General features: G+C 60.7%; 15 protein-coding genes. 6 read left to right on the top strand and 9 right to left on the bottom strand.

Annotated elements, in window-relative coordinates:
- Positions 1-9 precede the first annotated feature (9 nt).
- Both I6L46_RS18950 and I6L46_RS18945 read left to right on the top strand, forming a co-directional pair.
- Positions 10-1,287: a sodium:proton antiporter gene (locus I6L46_RS18950; protein ID WP_019446508.1), complete on the top strand. Its 1,278-nt coding sequence runs from the start codon at positions 10-12 to the stop codon at positions 1,285-1,287.
- A gap of 505 nt (positions 1,288-1,792) precedes the next feature.
- Positions 1,793-1,969 (top strand): hypothetical protein, encoded by a 177-nt coding sequence (locus I6L46_RS18945; RefSeq protein ID WP_005340085.1) that lies wholly within the window; start codon positions 1,793-1,795, stop codon positions 1,967-1,969.
- Between the two features lie 153 nt (positions 1,970-2,122).
- On the opposite strand, the gene I6L46_RS18940 is transcribed toward I6L46_RS18945, so the two are convergent.
- Positions 2,123-2,620 carry a GNAT family N-acetyltransferase gene (locus I6L46_RS18940; protein WP_216976726.1) on the bottom strand — a complete coding sequence of 166 codons (498 nt, stop codon included), beginning with the start codon at positions 2,618-2,620 and terminating at the stop codon, positions 2,123-2,125.
- 128 nt (positions 2,621-2,748) lie between these two features.
- Entirely contained in the window at positions 2,749-3,570 is an 822-nt protein-coding gene (locus I6L46_RS18935) for an HDOD domain-containing protein (RefSeq protein ID WP_019446506.1), read from the bottom strand.
- Between the two features lie 169 nt (positions 3,571-3,739).
- On the opposite strand from I6L46_RS18935, the gene I6L46_RS18930 reads away from it, so the two are divergent.
- Positions 3,740-4,006, top strand: a complete 267-nt coding sequence (locus I6L46_RS18930) for a hypothetical protein (protein ID WP_216976724.1) — start codon at positions 3,740-3,742, stop codon at positions 4,004-4,006.
- A 73-nt stretch (positions 4,007-4,079) separates the two neighbouring features.
- Here I6L46_RS18930 and aphA read toward each other — a convergent pair whose 3' ends face one another.
- A complete protein-coding gene (gene aphA, locus I6L46_RS18925; RefSeq protein ID WP_005342927.1) occupies positions 4,080-4,799 on the bottom strand; it encodes an acid phosphatase AphA in 720 nt (239 codons plus the stop codon).
- A 106-nt stretch (positions 4,800-4,905) separates the two neighbouring features.
- Positions 4,906-5,580 carry an adenine nucleotide alpha hydrolase gene (locus tag I6L46_RS18920; RefSeq protein WP_216976722.1) on the bottom strand — a complete coding sequence of 225 codons (675 nt, stop codon included), beginning with the start codon at positions 5,578-5,580 and terminating at the stop codon, positions 4,906-4,908.
- Positions 5,581-5,746: 166 nt separating this feature from the next.
- Here I6L46_RS18920 and I6L46_RS18915 point away from each other — a divergent pair, with 166 nt between their 5' ends.
- The 3 genes from I6L46_RS18915 (at position 5,747) to I6L46_RS18905 (ending at position 8,290) form a co-directional block, all read left to right on the top strand.
- Positions 5,747-7,066 carry an MFS transporter gene (locus I6L46_RS18915; protein ID WP_216976720.1) on the top strand — a complete coding sequence of 440 codons (1,320 nt, stop codon included), beginning with the start codon at positions 5,747-5,749 and terminating at the stop codon, positions 7,064-7,066.
- A gap of 138 nt (positions 7,067-7,204) precedes the next feature.
- The gene (locus I6L46_RS18910; protein ID WP_158113721.1) at positions 7,205-7,927 is read left to right on the top strand and encodes a MarC family NAAT transporter; all 723 of its coding nucleotides are present in this window, start codon (positions 7,205-7,207) and stop codon (positions 7,925-7,927) included.
- A 159-nt stretch (positions 7,928-8,086) separates the two neighbouring features.
- Positions 8,087-8,290, top strand: a complete 204-nt coding sequence (locus I6L46_RS18905; RefSeq protein WP_005340062.1) for a hypothetical protein — start codon at positions 8,087-8,089, stop codon at positions 8,288-8,290.
- A gap of 131 nt (positions 8,291-8,421) precedes the next feature.
- Here I6L46_RS18905 and tldD read toward each other — a convergent pair whose 3' ends face one another.
- The 5 genes from tldD to rng all read right to left on the bottom strand — a co-directional run bounded on the left by tldD (position 8,422) and on the right by rng (position 16,557).
- Positions 8,422-9,870, bottom strand: coding sequence for a metalloprotease TldD (gene tldD, locus I6L46_RS18900; RefSeq protein WP_216976718.1), 1,449 nt, complete (start codon positions 9,868-9,870; stop codon positions 8,422-8,424).
- A 133-nt stretch (positions 9,871-10,003) separates the two neighbouring features.
- Complete coding sequence (locus tag I6L46_RS18895) at positions 10,004-10,810, bottom strand: carbon-nitrogen hydrolase family protein (protein WP_216976715.1); 807 nt, start codon at positions 10,808-10,810, stop codon at positions 10,004-10,006.
- Positions 10,811-10,835: 25 nt separating this feature from the next.
- Positions 10,836-11,156, bottom strand: coding sequence for a Dabb family protein (locus I6L46_RS18890; protein WP_216976713.1), 321 nt, complete (start codon positions 11,154-11,156; stop codon positions 10,836-10,838).
- A 34-nt stretch (positions 11,157-11,190) separates the two neighbouring features.
- Positions 11,191-15,087 (bottom strand): YhdP family protein, encoded by a 3,897-nt coding sequence (locus I6L46_RS18885; RefSeq protein ID WP_216976712.1) that lies wholly within the window; start codon positions 15,085-15,087, stop codon positions 11,191-11,193.
- Positions 15,088-16,557, bottom strand: coding sequence for a ribonuclease G (rng, locus tag I6L46_RS18880; protein ID WP_005340056.1), 1,470 nt, complete (start codon positions 16,555-16,557; stop codon positions 15,088-15,090).
- Positions 16,558-16,603: the final 46 nt, after the last annotated feature.

The following is a 16,603-nucleotide window of genomic DNA, read 5'->3' as shown; positions in this document are numbered from 1 at the left end:
AAAATAACTATGAGCGTCTACTACACACTCTGTTTTCTGGCAGCGTTGGCGATTTTTATCGCCTTTGCCAACCAGTATGTTGTGAAGATCCAGACCACCATCGCCATTACTGCGGGCTCCATGCTGATCTCCGCACTGCTGGTGCTGTTTGGCAAACTGGGTTGGTTCAATCTGGAACCTCTTGCCGTCAAGACCATGGAGAGTATCGACTTCCAGAACTTCCTGCTGAAGGGGATTTTGGGCTTCCTGCTGTTCGCCGGTGGCCTTGGCATCAACCTCAAGGCACTGCGTAGCCAGAAGTGGGAGATCACCATTCTGGCCATCATTGCCACCCTGCTCTCCACCTTCCTCATCGGATACGGCTTCTGGTTTATCGCCAAGCTGCTGGGCTGGGAGTTGCCGCTGGTCTACTGCATGCTGTTCGGCGCGCTGATCTCCCCCACTGACCCGATTGCCGTACTGGCCATCGTCAAGAAGATGAAAGCGCCACCCCAGATCGCCATCCAGATCGAAGGGGAATCCCTGTTCAACGACGGTGTTGGCCTCGTCATCTTCGCTACCGTGTTTGCCGTCGCCTTTGGCGGTGTCGAGCCCACCTTCGGTAGCGTGGCCGGTCTGTTCCTGCACGAAGCCCTCGGCGGCATCCTGTTCGGTGCCGTGCTGGGCCTCATCGCCCACGTGATGATCAGCGCCACCGACGACGGTTCATTGGAGCTGCTGCTGACCCTCTGCATCCCGACCGCCGGTTTTGCCTTTGCCAACATGATCGGCGTCTCCGGCGCACTGGCCATGGTGGTCACCGGCATCATGATCGGCAACTGGACCCGTCACTCCGGCTTCTCCGAGCAGAGCAGCCATCACCTGGATCACTTCTGGGAGTTGATGGACCAGTTCCTCAACGCCCTGCTGTTCCTGCTGATCGGTCTGGCGCTGGTACTGCTGGATCTCGCCTGGCGTGACTGGATCCTGCTGGTCATTGCGGTGCCGCTCTGCCTGGGCGCCCGCTTTATCAGCGTGTCGCTGCCCTATGTGGCTTTCCGCCGATTCCGCAATTACAACACCTTCTCGGTGCGGATCCTCACCTGGGGTGGCCTGCGCGGTGGTCTGGCGATGGCGATGGCACTGGCACTCCCCTCCGGCGTCATGATGATCCCGGAACACGGCGTCGACCTGCGGGAGGTCATCCTGGTGATGACCTACTCGGTGGTGATGTTCTCCATCGTGGTGCAAGGCATGACCATCACCCCGATGATCACGGCTGCCAAGAAGGCCTGTGGCGACTACTGAGTCGGCCCACTGTGCTGATTGCAGAATGAGAGAGGGCTCCCGTCGGGAGCCCTCTTTTTATGACTGATAGCTGTGGATATTTGCTGCTGATAGCACCTTGATTACACAGAGGAAAAGCGTACTGACTTCAACATAGGCAAATTATTGTTTGCTTTTTATTCATTTCGAGGAGAGAATGCGCGTCGGCTAGTTAATCAGCCTGTTTATGTTTGCCCTGCAATGCTTCACCTCACGATGAATCCTGCCAGTACCCGCATAACCTTCTTCTGATTTACTCGCCTTGAGAACCGTCAGGCTGTCTGCCTGCGTTGCCCGGCTCTCACGGTGCAGACCCGATCTGCCCACCCAATTTGATTTATGCATCAGCATATTCCTTGAAAGTGCAGACGCCCCTTAACCGGGCTGGGTATTCCTGCGCGCTTGTCGTTCACCCAATCGACCGCGCCCATTGACCTGACATTTGCCAATACAAGGAGCAAACACTTAATTTATATAGAGAAATACCATGATGAAAGCAGTACAAACACACAAGCCCCTGCGTCGCAGCAAACCCATCAACCTGCCTGTGCAAGAGCACGACAATGATGCGTTTCTGATCCAGTTCAGCACCCGCTTCAGCGGCGGTTTCGCCATCTCCTGTGATGGTATCGCTGGCGAGTTCTCCATCGAAGACCTCAACTGATCCTGCCTGCCCTCCGGCAGCGCCCGATGCAGACAGGCCGCAACTCACGGCGGCCTCTTTGCTTCTCTCACGCCTTTAGCCAGACCCGGCCTCTTGCTTGTCACTCAGCCTGACAGCCACCTCGCCATTCGCTTTCCCGCTCTCTGACCTTGATCACTGCTCCAGCAGCAGGCACTCATCGGCATCTTCGCTCAATTTGACCAGTCGACTGCGCACCAGCCCCAGCTTGGCCAGCAGGCCGATGGATCGCTCGTTGCCCGGGGTGACGATGGCAACTACCTGCCCGATCCCCAATCGGCTTTTGCCATCGGCAAGGGCGGCCTGCGCCGCTTCAATGGCGTAGCCCTGACCGCGATATTGCGGCAGGAAGGCGTAACCGATATCGACCTGCTCCAGGGTATCGCGCTTGATCAAACCGCAGATACCGAGGCTGATACCGTCCTCTTTGCGCTCCACCAGATAGAGTCCGTGACCATAGCGGGCATAGCTGACTGCCGGCCCCTGCTGGATATACTCCTGCGCCTGCTCCAGGGTGCGAATGCCCCGATCACCGATGTAACGATAAAAGTCGCCGTCATTGAGCAGCTCAAGGATGAAGGGGGCGTCGGTGGCGATCATTTCGCGCAGGATCAGGCGGGAGGAGGCAATCATGGCAAGGGCTCTCAAACGGAAAGTGAAGGGCAAAGAGTGCCCCGTCACTCCCGGGCTGGCAAGTCTGTGGCACCATCGGCCATGAAAAAGGGGCCGCGTTGGCCCCTGATGAGATGGGATAAACGGGCTCAGGCAGCCAGTAACCCGGCGTAGCCATTACCCTGCTCGCGCAGTGCAGTGAACTGGGCGGCGCAATCGGCCCAGCTCAGCCCCAGTGCATCTGCCACCTTGTGGGGCCACTCGGGCGGCGCCTCTTCCCCCACATCGGATTGCGCAGCCAGCACGATCGCCAGATGGATCAACCCGGCCTCGGGAGAGAACTCCTTGGCCAGCATGGGGTTGTAGTGATACTCCACCGCGTTGCTGATGGTCTCGGGAAACTTCCAGTAACGTGCCATGGCCGCCCCGACCTGGGCATAGTTGAAGCCGACCACCAGCTCTTCCGCCTTGGCCCGTCCCTTGTGCAACTCCAGATCGTGAATGTGGTGGACTGTGTTTTCCGGCAGGCCTACGTGCATCACCAGTCGGCCAAGATCGTAGAGCAGGGCGCAGGTAAAGACCTCATCCCCCTTCATCCCCTTCTTCACCGCCAGACGACGCGCCAGCTCAGCCACGTTGAAGACGCAACCCCAAAAATGTTTGAGGTCAATGCCGGGCACCGCAGTGACCGATTCGGTGAGCCCGCAGGCCAGCACCATGTTGCGCACCATCGCCAGTCCAAGCCGCACCGCGGCTTCATTGACGGTGCCGATCTGGCGACTGCTGCCGAATTTGGCCGAGTTGGCCAGGCGCAGCAACTTGGCGGAGATGACAGGGTCCTTGTTGATCAACTTGCTGATCTTGAGCAGATCCGGATCCTTTTCATTGAAGGTCTGGATCAAATCGCGCATCACTTCCGGGATCTGGGGCAGTAGCTTGGGCTCGGCCAGCAGGGAATCTATCGTGGGCATAGGCGTGTCCATCCATGTTATCTGTGTTCCAACCTGTTTGCCTTGGCAAACTCCTCCTAATTATGGGTAACAAATGGCCTCCCCATCGGATTGTTTATTCGCAGGCTGTTCAAGGTGTTAGCCCCATTCAGGCTATACTGGCCGCCACATTCACTGTTGCGGATATCCCATGAACGACACTCAGGAATTTTTTGATGAAGACGCGCTGCTGGAGATGGTGGAGAACCAGCTCAACGACGGTCACCCGCCCCATGTGAAGGCGACCCTGATGCGGCTGGTAATGAAGGGCACCCCGCGAGAAGAGGCGCTGCAATATATCGCCTGCGCCCTCGGGGCCGAACTGATGGCGATGGAGGCCGATCAGGGCCCCTTCAATCTGACCCGTTACGGCGAGTTCCTCGGCAGCCTGCCCGAAATGCCGTGGGCAGACGAGTGACCCGATCTGGATGCCGGATGCAAAAAGGGCGGGTGCCAATGGCCCCGCCCTTGTTGCATGGATCCGCTCCGGATCAGAACTGGGAGTTGATGATCACCTCTTCCCCCAGCGCCCCTGCCAACGGCAGTGGCCGATAGCTGGAGTTGGCGGCCCGCAGCAGACGAATGCCGCGAATGCCGACCTCCTGCGCCGCCTTGATATCCCCATCGGCGTCGCCGTAGAACAGCTTCATCTGCTTATCTTTGAGCCACTGCACCTTGGTGTTCTGGCCCGGCTGATCACCGGCGAAGATCACCGGATTGAGCTGGTCGGCCGGAATATTCATGGTCTGCTGCAAGGTCTGGCTCACGGTTTCGGTCTTGGTGGCCGAGCGGCCGGTGACGAAATAGATGTGGTCTCCGCGCTTGAGATGCATGGCGATGAGCGCCTTGCCCACCTCTTTCGGCATGCTGAACGCATCCCAGCCGTTATTCATCTTCTCCCAGAAGGCGGGGTTCTTCAGATAGCTCTCGTCGTTGGGTGAGAACTCCTGCTTGCCGCGATAAAAACCCGGGCTGGAGAAGAGCAGGGTATCGTCGATATCAAACCCGACTGCCATCGGGGGCAGGCCATCCAGACTCTTGGCAATCTGCTCCACCGACACCCAGTGGATTGGCGCCTGCTGGGCCAGAGTGACGGTGGTGACACCGGCAGGGATAGGCTGAACGGTAGCGGCTTGACCCGCCACGGCAGGCAGAGAGAGGGCGGCAGCCAGCAAGGAGGCAAGCAGCGCCGGACGAGAGATGTGTTTCATAAGGCAGGTTGTCATCTTCAATCAAAAGAGGGGGCCAATAGTGCCCCCATCCCGCCTCTCAAATCTGTGAATGCTCCAGCAAAAGGGAGCATTTGACGCCCGATAATTAATCTTCGATTGGCAGCAAATCGGTAAAGACAAAGCCGTCGCGCAGCACTGTTTCACCGACCCGAATGCCGAGCGGACGGGAGAACATGGGGCCATCATAGGCCAGGGTTTGAAACTCGCCGTTCTCGCCGCACGGATCGACCCCCTCCGGCAGCGCCGCCAGCAGTGCCTCGTCAAAATCGTGCCCCCCCAGGCTGGCATCCAGCTTGTTCGGGTCGAGAGCACTGATCCGCGCCTTCAACCCGGCGGCCACCATCTGCGGCGCCAGTTCACGGGTATTGCTGCCCCACAGCGGGAACAGTGGTTCGATGCCTGTGCCTGCCAGCTGCTTTTCACGGTAGGCGCGCACATCCTCGAGGAACAAGTCGCCAAAGGCCATATGGCGGATCCCCTGTGCCACCACATCGGCGATAAAGCCGGTCATGATGCGGGCGTAATCCTCGTTGCTGCAGGGCCAGGGCAGATCGATGGTGATGAGGGGCAGCCCGACGCAGGCGGCCTGCTCGGTCAACAGCTGCTTGCGCACCCCGTGCATCGCCACCCGCTCGAATGCCTGATTGAGGGTGGTAAACAGCCCCACCACCTCGATGGCGGGATCTTGCCGCAACTGATGCAATGCCCATGCGCAATCCTTGCCGCTGCTCCAGGAGAGCAATACCCGTTTCTTTTCCATCATTCCTCCGTCAGCGGGGCATTCGGATTGCCCCAAAAAGATGCAAGACAGTGTTGCGAATTGCGCGATTTACACACAAGAGGCAGGCAGCATACTCTCGATCACCTGTATATGCCCCTTGCACGGGGGGACAATAACTAAAAAAACCGATGGGAAACATACGGATATGACGAAAACCGCACAACAACACGATCACGCCCGCCCCCTCAATCGACAGGATTACAAAACCCTGAGTCTGGCTGCCCTCGGCGGTGCGCTGGAGTTTTACGACTTCATCATCTTCGTCTTTTTCGCCGTGGTCATCGGCGAGCTGTTCTTCCCGGCCGACATTCCCGAGTGGTTACGCCAGTTCCAGACCTTCGGCATCTTCGCCGCCGGCTATCTGGCCCGCCCGCTCGGCGGCATCATCATGGCCCACTTTGGCGATCTCATCGGTCGCAAGCGGATGTTCACCCTCAGCATCATCATGATGGCGCTGCCGACCCTGTTGATCGGTCTGCTGCCCACCTATGCGGTGCTCGGCATCGGCGCCCCCATCGCCCTGCTGGGACTGCGGATCCTGCAAGGCGCCGCCATCGGCGGTGAAGTGCCGGGCGCCTGGGTATTTGTCGCCGAGCACGTCCCTGCCCGTCGGGTCGGGGTCGCCTGCGGCACGCTCACGGCGGGATTGACGGCCGGCATCCTGCTTGGCTCCCTCATCGCCACTGCGGTCAACAAGAGCCTGACTCCGGCCGAAGTGAGCGAGTGGGGCTGGCGAGTGCCCTTCCTGCTCGGTGGTATCTTCGGCATCGTCGCCATGTACCTGCGGCGCTGGTTGCACGAGACCCCGGTCTTCGCCGAGATGCAAGCCAACAAGACCCTGGCTGACGAACTGCCCCTCAAGTCGGTGCTGCGCAACCACAAGAGCAGCGTGGTGGTCTCCATGCTGCTCACCTGGCTGCTCTCCGCCGGTATCGTGGTGGTGATCCTGATGACCCCCACCTATCTGCAGAAGGTCTATGGCATCAGCCCGACTGACGCCCTGACCGCCAACTCGCTGGCGATCATTGCCCTGACCCTCGGCTGCATCGTCTATGGCCGACTGATCGACCTGCTGGGCAGCGGTCTCACCTTCATGTTCGGCTCCCTGCTGCTGGCGGGCTCCAGCTACGCCTTCTATCACGGTCTGGCGGCCGGTACGAGCCAGCTGGTACCGCTCTACATGCTGGCAGGCTTTGCGGTCGGGATTGTCGGCGCCGTGCCTTACGTGATGGTCAACGCCTTCCCGCCGGTGGTGCGCTTCTCAGGTCTGTCGTTCTCCTACAACGTGGCCTACGCCATCTTCGGCGGCCTCACCCCGATGGCGGTGACCCTCTGGATGAAGAGCGACATGCTGGCCCCCTCCCACTATGTGGTGAGCCTGTCGGTGCTGGGTTTCGCCATCGGTCTCTGGCTCTGGTTCCAGCAACGGGCCATCCGGCAGCAGCAAGCGCCGCAAGCGGCCTGACCCGAACAACAAGCCCCGGTATCTGCCGGGGCTTTTTTGTACTGCTTATGTTCAGTTTCGCCAGCATAAGATAGCCTCCCTCTGGGGCCTGCCACCCGCATCGCCCCATGACGTCCAACTCTTTATCCGAGGCTCAAGATGTTCTTTCAGGTCGTATTACTCACCTTGCTGGCGCTGCTGCCCATGGTCAACCCGCCCACCACGGCCACCCTGCTGCTGGGACTGAGCAAGGGGATGTCGCGTGAACACGTGCGCCGTCAGGTCAATCTGGCCGCCATCTATCTGTTCTGCACCCTCTGCATCACCTTCTTTATCGGATCCTCGATCCTGGATCTGTTCGGGATCTCCATTCCGGGCTTGCGCCTGGCCGGTGGCCTCATCATCGGCTTTATCGGCTTTCGCATGCTGTTCCCCGCCCCCAGCCAGCAGAGCGGGGTCGATATCAACCAGAGCATTGCCTTCGTACCGCTCACCATGCCCAGCATGTGCGGGCCAGGTACCATGGCGCTGGTAATAAGCGGAGCCGCCCAGATTGCCGAGCTGCCTGACGAGTACAACCGCATCACCATCTACGCCGGTGTGGTAACGGCGTTTGCCCTGATGAGCCTGATCAGCTGGGGCGTGCTCAAACTGGCCGACCCGGTCTGCAAGATCCTCGGTGCCACCGGCATCGACGCCATGACCCGCATCATGGGCTTCCTGCTGGTCTGCATGGGTATGCAGTTTTGCATCAACGGTATCAAGGAAGTGGCACAGGATCCGGTCTTCCACGGCGGCCAGGCTGTGCAAACCGCACCGGCGCAACCAAAGGCTGCCGGCACGTTTGATCAGTTGCCGCAGAAGCCCACCGGCTCTGATTGAAAACGGTATCAAAAAGTCCCTGACGATCTGCATTGATCTTGTCCCTGATCATGTTATTGACACACAAATGAGTTAGTTTGTTTTTCATACAGACTTTATTCAGATGGACGCTGATAGGTTTGTTGATGAATACCCACTCAACTTCAGGAGAGTATGCAGATGGACAAGATGCTGACCGAAATAGGGAGCCATAGCCTGTTTCACGAGTACCTGAACGTGGTTGGGATTGCGAGCCCATCCCTCGCCAAGATCGAGCAACGCTGGGAATATAAAGATCAAGAGCAGCTGGTTGCCAAAATCCAGATCGACAAACAGGGTAACGCTCGCTATTTCATCGACGCCCGCGCCATATCCGTCAACTGATACCGAATAACCCGCCAGCCCCGGTCCACCGACCGGGGCTTTTTGTTGCCTGTGGTTCCATGAATAGCAAAACCCCGGCAAGAGCCGGGGTTTGAATGCATCGGGTTACGCCGCTGCGCGGCTAACCCAACCTACGACGTGCCACCCACAGTGAGCTGGTCCAGTTTGAGGGTAGGCTGGCCGACACCGACCGGCACGCTCTGCCCCTCCTTGCCGCAAATGCCAACACCGCGATCCAGCGTAAGGTCGCTACCCACCATGGAGACCTGGCTCATCGCCTCGGGGCCGTTGCCGATCAGGGTCGCGCCCTTGATGGGAGCGGTGATCTTGCCATCCTCGATGAGGTAAGCCTCGGAGGCGGAGAAGACAAACTTGCCGGAGGTGATATCCACCTGACCGCCACCGAAGTTGGGGGCATAAATGCCCTTCTTCACCGAGGCGATGATCTCGGCCGGATCATACTGACCCGCCAGCATGTAGGTGTTGGTCATGCGCGGCATCGGCATGGCGGCGTAGGATTCGCGGCGACCGTTGCCGGTGAGCGGTACCCCCATCAGGCGGGCGTTCTGTTTGTCTTGCAGATAACCCTTGAGAATGCCGTTCTCGATCAGCACGTTGTAGCCACCCGGCGTCCCCTCGTCATCAATGGAGACGGAGCCGCGCCGACCCGGCAGGGTGCCGTCATCGACGATGGTACAGTGCTTGGAGGCCACCTGCTCGCCGATGCGGCCAGCAAACGCGGAAGATCCCTTGCGGTTGAAATCCCCCTCCAGACCATGACCCACCGCCTCGTGCAGCAGCACGCCAGGCCAGCCGGAGCCCAGCACCACCGGCATGGTACCGGCTGGCGCATCGATGGCTTCCAGATTGACCAGCGCCTGACGCACCGCTTCACGCACATAGCCAAAAGCGCGGCTCTCCAGCCCGTCCAGTTCGAGGAACCAGTCGTAACCAAAGCGGCCACCGCCACCGGCACTGCCACGCTCGCGGCGATCGCCCTTCTCGGCGATCACGGTCACCGACAGACGCACCAACGGGCGCACATCGGCGGCCAGGGTGCCGTCTGTGGCGGCCACCAGCACCTCTTCGTAGACGCCGCTGATGGAGGCCATCACCTGATTGATGGCGGGATCCAGACTTCTGGCGAACTTGTCCATCTGCTCCAGCAGGGCGATCTTCTGGTGCTTGTCGAGGGTCTGCAGCGGATCCATGGCCGGATAGAGCAGGTTCGCTTCGGTGCGGGCCCACGCCTTCACCTTGCCGTGAGCACCTGCGGCGGCGATGCCACGAGCGGCAGTCACCGACTGTTGCAGCGCCAGCAGGCTCAGCTCGTCCGAGTAGGCAAAGCCGGTCTTCTCGCCGCTGACGGCGCGCACCCCCACACCCTGATCGATGTTGTAGCTGCCATCCTTGACAATGCCATCTTCCAGCATCCAGGACTCGTGCCAGCTGCGCTGGAAATAGAGATCGCCGAACTCCACCTGATGGCTCATCAGGCTGCCGAGCAGCTGCTGCAGGTGCCCTTCGTCGAGATCGTTCGGGGCCAACAGGGAGGCACTAACCTGGCTCAATAGACTCAATCTTCTTCTCCACTCTCGTAACGAGCTGTTTTAAATCGTCTTGCCGACGGGTTGGCAACAAGCCACACCATCACAACAAACGGGCATGCTCCAGCACGGACAAACGGCTGCGTTTCAATTTTTCACCACACCATCAGAGCAAACGGGCGTGTTGCAACACTGGCATGGTGCGCTTCAATTCGTCGATAAGCCCGGGCTCCATCTTCGCCAGCACTGTGCCGCGCCCGCACTCTTTGCTCGCCAGCACCCGACCCCAGGGGTCGATCACCATGCTGTGGCCCCAGGTCTGGCGCCCTGTCTCGTGAGTGCCGCCCTGATTGGCAGCGACTACGTAGCACTGGTTTTCGATGGCGCGGGCCCGCAGCAGCGGCTCCCAGTGCGCCTCGCCGGTCACGGCGGTAAAGGCGGCAGGCACCAGCAGCACGCGGGCATCGGCACGGGCCAACTGACGGTAGAGCTCGGGAAAGCGCAAATCATAACAGATCGAGAGGCCGAGGGGACCAAAGGGAGAGTCCACCAACACAGGCGCCTCCCCCGGGCTGAAGGTCTCCGACTCACGGTAGCGACCATGATTGTCCGCCACATCCACGTCGAACAGGTGGATCTTGTGGTAGTGGCCCCTGAGCTCACCGCTTGGGTCAAACACCAGCGAGCTGGTGTGGATATGGTCGGAACCGGCGATGGTGGTCGGCATGGCCCCGGCCACCAGCCAGATGCCGTAATCGCGGGCCCATTTGGCCAGCTGCTGCTGGATCGGGCCCTCATCTATGGCCTCGGCGCCATCCAGATAGCCCTGCCGTTCGCCAAACAGGGCAAAGTTCTCAGGCAACAGCACCAGTAGCGGCCGCTCTTTGGGCAAGGCCGCCAGCTCGGCGACGATCTGCTCCCGGTTATCCTGCCAGTGACGACCAGATACCAGCTGTATTGCGGCTAACCACATGGCGTTCTCCTTGTCGCTTGGGCCATCAGACGGTGACAGCATCCGCCACCTGCAGGGTGTAATCCAGCACTATGATGCGCTCCAGCACCGGACGGAAGATGGCCTTGATGGCATCGTGATCAGGATGGGGCAGATAGTGTTGGCGAGCCGCTTCGTCGGCAAAGGTCATCAGTACGCTGTGGGTAAAGCCACCATCCCTCCCCTCCGGGCTGTCATTCTCCCCCCACTCCACGGCGGTCACGCCGCTGACCTGATGGGGAATGGCGAGAAAGGCGGTACGCACCGCATCTATCTGGGCAGGCTGGGTGCCCGGTTTGAAGGCGATCAGCAGGATATGTCGGATCATGGCTCACTCCTTGTGATGGTGCCGGGCCGCTCGTTCAGCGCTGAGCGGGCCCCGCATGTTTGGGGCTCAGCAGGAAAGGGGTCACCTCTTGTGTCGGCAGGCTGGGAGCAACGGCGTCAACCGCCTCTTTCTGCTGCTGGTTGAGCTTGATGCGCGCGCGATCTCGTCCCGCCTCGATCAGCTTGGGTGCGTCGAGCGGGCCCGAGATGCGAAAATCGATGCGGGTCACCACATCCACCACCGGCTCCAGCAGTTTGGAGAGGGCCAGCACATAGAGACCCGTGACCGGCGTGATGGAGAAAGCCGCCACCACCGGCAGGGTGCCCCCCAGATTGGGAGAGAAGCTCAGCTCGTAGTCGAGCCGCCAGCGCACCAGATCGGCGATCCCCTCGCCGCGCAGGTTGCCTGCCGCCCCCTTCATATAGAAATCATCGTTGCTGACCAGCCCCTGCTTGATGGTGGCAGAGGCGGACATGGATTCGAAATAGAAGCCCTTGTCGAACACATCGCGAAAATCGAGCCGCAGCTTGCGCAGCAGGGAATCGAGGCTGAGCAGGGAGAGCAGTCGCGCCCCCTTGTCGTTGACCTCCCGCAGGGTGCCGCCCTCCAGCTGATAGTTGGCACTTCCCCCCAGAGTCGGCAGGTTCGGACGATAGGGCACATCCTGCCAGTTCAGATCAAAAGCGAGGGAGCCGGGGGCATCGCCGATGGGCGAGGTGTAGCCGAGCCGCTTGAGCAGCAGTTCGCTGTTGTTGCTGACCAGCTTGCCACGGGCGCGGGTCTCCATCCGGTTGCCATTGGCCAGCCAGTCGACGCTGCCGGTGAGCTGACTCCCCGCCAGCCGCACATCCAGCCCCTTGAGGGTCACCTTGTTGGCGCCGGGCACCAGCTCCCCTTTCACTTCCCCAAGAGGTAGCTCGCCAAAGCGGCAATCGACACAGCTCACCTTCAACCAGGGGATGGATGCCATGATGGCGTTGTCCTGCTGCGCATCGGGATCCGGGCTGAGATCCGAACTCTTGCCGGACCAGTAGATGCGGGCAAACTTGGCGTCCACCGGGCGATTGGCCACTGCGGGCAGGCGGATCACCCCCATCACATCTGGACTGTCGATCATCACCTCGGTCGCCTGATTGGTCGGCCCCACGGTGAAACGCGCCGCCTTGAGGGTGGCACTGCCGATATAGGCGCGAGCCAGTTGCCCATCCACCCACCACTCCTGTGGCAGGAAAGAGGGGCCAACCACGGCAGTACCGGTCGGCGCATTGCCGGAGGGTAGCCACTGCTTGAGTCGGGCCAGCCAGCCACCGACATCGGCCTCCTGCTGGTTGATGGCGAGCAGCATGGGGGCATCGCGCATTACCCGGGCGCCCGGCTGACCCACATCGACCCGCACCCGACTGAGATAAGGCACCCCTTCGCCGTAGACCAGTCGGGTCTGCATATCCACATCAGCCCCCAGCACGGCACGAATGTCGGCGCTGCCATCCCGGCCACGAGCGATCACCTTGAGCGGCAGCCGGCTGGCACTGCTCTTGGCCAGCGGCAGCGGCAGATCCAGCCCCATCCCCTGCAGGTTGGAGTCAAGCGCCAGCTGGAAGCTGAACGGCTTGCTCTCGGGCAGGGTCAACCCGAGCTTGCCGCCCCAGTTGCTGCGACCGTTGAGGATACCGTACGAAGAGATGGCAGTGGGCTGGCGCCGGCTATCCCACTGCCCCTTGAAATCGAGGTCGACCTGATAGTGATCCGGATGCTGGCGCCCCTGATAGTCGAGGGTCAGCGGCTGGTTCCACAGGCTCGCCTTGAGGTTGCTGAAACGGGTCTGTTCGTTGTCATATTCGAGGCGCCCCTGCACCTTCTCCAGCGGCAGATCCAGACTGGCGACCCGCACCTTGTTGTTGCTGAAGGTAGCATCGCCACTCGCCTTGACCTCGCTCTCGCCATCGAGAGGAATATCGAGCTTGACCGAACCGGTCATCGGGCCGCGGATCTCGATCTCCCGCAGCGCCTGACCTACCGAACTGCCCAGCGGGGAGTCCTGCAGGTAGTCGCTGATGGCCTTGCCCTCTCCCTGCACCTTGGCATCCACATAGAGGTGGGCACCGGGGGAGAGATCCGGGATCCAGGCATGCACCGAGTCGGAGCTCGCCTTGCCGAGTTTGGTGGATCGGCTGCGCATATCGAGACCGGCATTCTGGAACAACAGGTCGATCTGCAGGTCGGTGAGCGGTTGCCAACCGGGGAAGAACTCGTAGGTAGCCTGCTCCAGCGGCACCGCCACCTGGAAGATGCCCTTGCCGTTATCGTAGGGGAAATCCCGAAACTCCCCATACCAGAGCAGGTCGGCCCCCTTGGCCTTGCCCCCCTTGATGGCGCCGCTCAGGTAATCCACCAGCCCCTTGTCCATCGCCTGCAGCGGGAAGTAGCGATCCGCATGGCCCGCATTCTTCACATCGATGCGACCGGTCAGGGCGAGGAAAGGGTGCTCGAACAGATCGAGGCGGAAACGGCTGGCCAGGGTCAGATCCGGGTTATCCAGCGCGATATCCTGCCCGTAGAGCACCCAGCCCTGTTCCTCGAGCCACCAGTCGAGGCGGGCCGAGAAGTTGTCGACCGGGATTGGCATCTTGAAGTGACGGGCGGGATCCACCTTGTCGTTCGCCAGCACCAATCTGGCGCTACCGCCGGTCGGGGTAAGCCAGAACTCGCCGTTGAGATCCTGCATCCCGGGTATATCCTGCCACGCCTTGAGGCGCACCTTGCTGAAGCGGCCGCTGAGGGAGAGACCCTGCCAGTCGGCGTTGGCCAGCAGTGTCAGATCCTGCACCGAACCCTGCGGATTGGTCTGGCGCAGGGTCTCGCAGAGTGTGGGGTAGAGCGCCGAGACCAGCTGACTGATCTGGGTGATCTTGTCGAACTCTATGCTGGGCAGATAGCCCTGCACCCGATCCCCAATCCGCTCCAGCTGCAAGCGGCTCTGCAACCAGGGTTTGCCGTCCAGCTTGAAGTTGACGTTGTGGCTGGCCAGTTGCCAGTCGGAGCCCTCACGGCGCAGCTGGATCTTGCCACCATCGAGGCCGAAACGGTGCATCTCCCCTTTCTTGGGATCCTTCCAGATCAGGTAGTTGTTGCCAAACGCCAGCAGGGTATTGCCCAGCTTGCCACTGTCAAACTCGCTCCAGAGCTGGAAGTCGAGCTGACCGGCAACCTTGGGTTCGCCCGCATGGATTTTGGCCAGGGTCGGGGTGATATCGAGCTGGCGGGCCCCCAGATAGAGTTGCCCCTTGAGGCGATCGAGCCGGGCCGTCGGGGCGTCCACATCCAGAATCAGATCGAGGGTGCTCTCGCCCACCCCGTTGATGAGGTAGGCCTTGCCGACCCCCTGATGGCGCTTGCCACGGTTCTGCCAGCGCAGCTGGGCGATGTCGAGGGCGCGCAGATCACCGAGGGAGGTGGTGATGCTGAGACGAGTGTTGTGCACATCGAAGGTGGAGAGCTGGGTCAGCAGAAAACGCAGCAGGGCGCCCTGCTGGGGATCGCCGGAGGGGCTCTCGTCAGCCGGTTGGCGCAAGTCGATGGTGATATCGCCATCGCTCAGGATCAGCTCGCCAAACACCGGCTTTAGCTCGTTAATGGTGCGCCAGAAGTCGAGATGCACCCAGGCTTTACCGAGCTGTACGGCAAAACGCCCCGAATCCGGGGCGATGGCGAGTTGCTGCAGTTCGAGCGCGGGCCCGGACTGTGTCCAGTCCAGCCCCACTTGCTCCACGCTGACCTTGAGCTGCGAATCACCCAGCAGAGTGTGGATCAGACTCTCCCGGTATTGATTCAGCAAAGGGCCCCCGACCCGTACCAAGGTGACCAGCATGGCCATCAGTACGAACAGGACCCCCAGGGCCAACCAGCCCCGACTCAGCCAGCGATAGACCAATTACATCATCACCACGTCGAACTGCTCCTGACCACAGAGGGGTTCGCTCACTACCCGCACCTGCTTGCCGATGAACACTTCCAGCTCCGCCAGACTGTGGGACTCCTCGCCATGGAGGTAGTCGGCCACGGCCGGGGCCGCGTAGACGGTGAACTGATCCGCATCGTAGGCACGATTGACCCGGATGATCTCCCGCAGGATCTCGAAGCAGACCGACTCCACCGTCTTGACCCGGCCGCGCCCTTTGCACTCGGGGCACTCGGAGCAGAGCACATGCTCCAGACTCTCGCGGGTGCGCTTGCGGGTCATCTCCACCAGACCGAGCTGGGAGAAGCCGTTGACGTTGGTCTTGGCACGATCCTTTGACAACGCCTGCTCCAGACTGTGCAGCACCCGACGGCGGTGATCCTCGGACTGCATGTCGATGAAGTCGATGATGATGATGCCGCCAAGGTTGCGCAGGCGCAGATGACGGGCGATGGCCGCAGTCGCCTCGACGTTGGTGTTGAAGATGGTCTCTTCCAGATTGCGATGGCCGACAAAGGCACCGGTGTTGATATCCACCGTGGTCATGGCTTCGGTCTGGTCGATGATGAGGTAGCCGCCGGATTTCAGCTCTACCTTGCGCTCCAGCGCCCGCTGGATCTCGTTCTCCACGTCGTAGAGATCGAAGATCGGCGACTCGCCTGGGTAGTACTCCAGCTTGCTAGCCAGCTCAGGCACGTACTCTTCGGTGAAGCGCTTGAGCTGATCGAAGCTCTGGCGCGAGTCAACGCGGATCTTGTCGAGCTCGGCACCGACGAAGTCGCGCACTACCCGGAATGCCAGGCTGGGATCCTCGTAGAGGATCTTGCAGGGGGGATACTTCTGCTTGCGCTCGAGGATCTTGCGCCACAGCCGTTTCAGGAAGGCTGCATCCTGCTCCAGCTCCTGCTCCCCCACCCCTTCGGCGGCGGTGCGGATAATGTAACCACCCAGTTCATCCACATAGCCGGCCACGGTGCGCTTGAGGCGCTCCCGCTCTGCTTCGGACTCGATACGCTGGGAGACACCGACGTGGGCACTGCCCGGCATAAAGACCAGATAGCGGGATGGCAAGGTGATATCGGTGGTGAGACGGGCACCCTTGGTACCCAGCGGATCTTTCACCACCTGCACCATGATGTCCTGCCCCTGGCGCACCAGCTCGGCGATGTTGCCGACCTGGAACTGCTCCTTCTCCTTCACCGCCACACACTCGGTGTGCGGCACTATATCGGAGGCATGGAGAAACGCCGCCTTGTCCATGCCGATATCAACGAACGCCGCTTGCATGCCGGGCAGCACCCGACTGATCTTGCCTTTGTAGATATTGCCCACGATGCCGCGTTTGGCCTGACGTTCTACATGCACTTCCTGCAGCAGACCGTTTTCGACCAGAGCGACCCGGGTTTCGGAGGGGGTAACGTTAACCAGCAGTTCTACCGACATAAGTAACCTTGCCTGTTCCAGTTTTGAATTCTATAGAGCCAATCCG

The organism is Aeromonas sp. FDAARGOS 1416 (assembly GCF_019048085.1).
Taxonomy (GTDB): Bacteria; Pseudomonadota; Gammaproteobacteria; order Enterobacterales; family Aeromonadaceae; genus Aeromonas; species Aeromonas veronii.
Note: the sequence above shows the minus strand (reverse complement) of the source record. Positions and strands in the feature narration are given on the sequence as shown.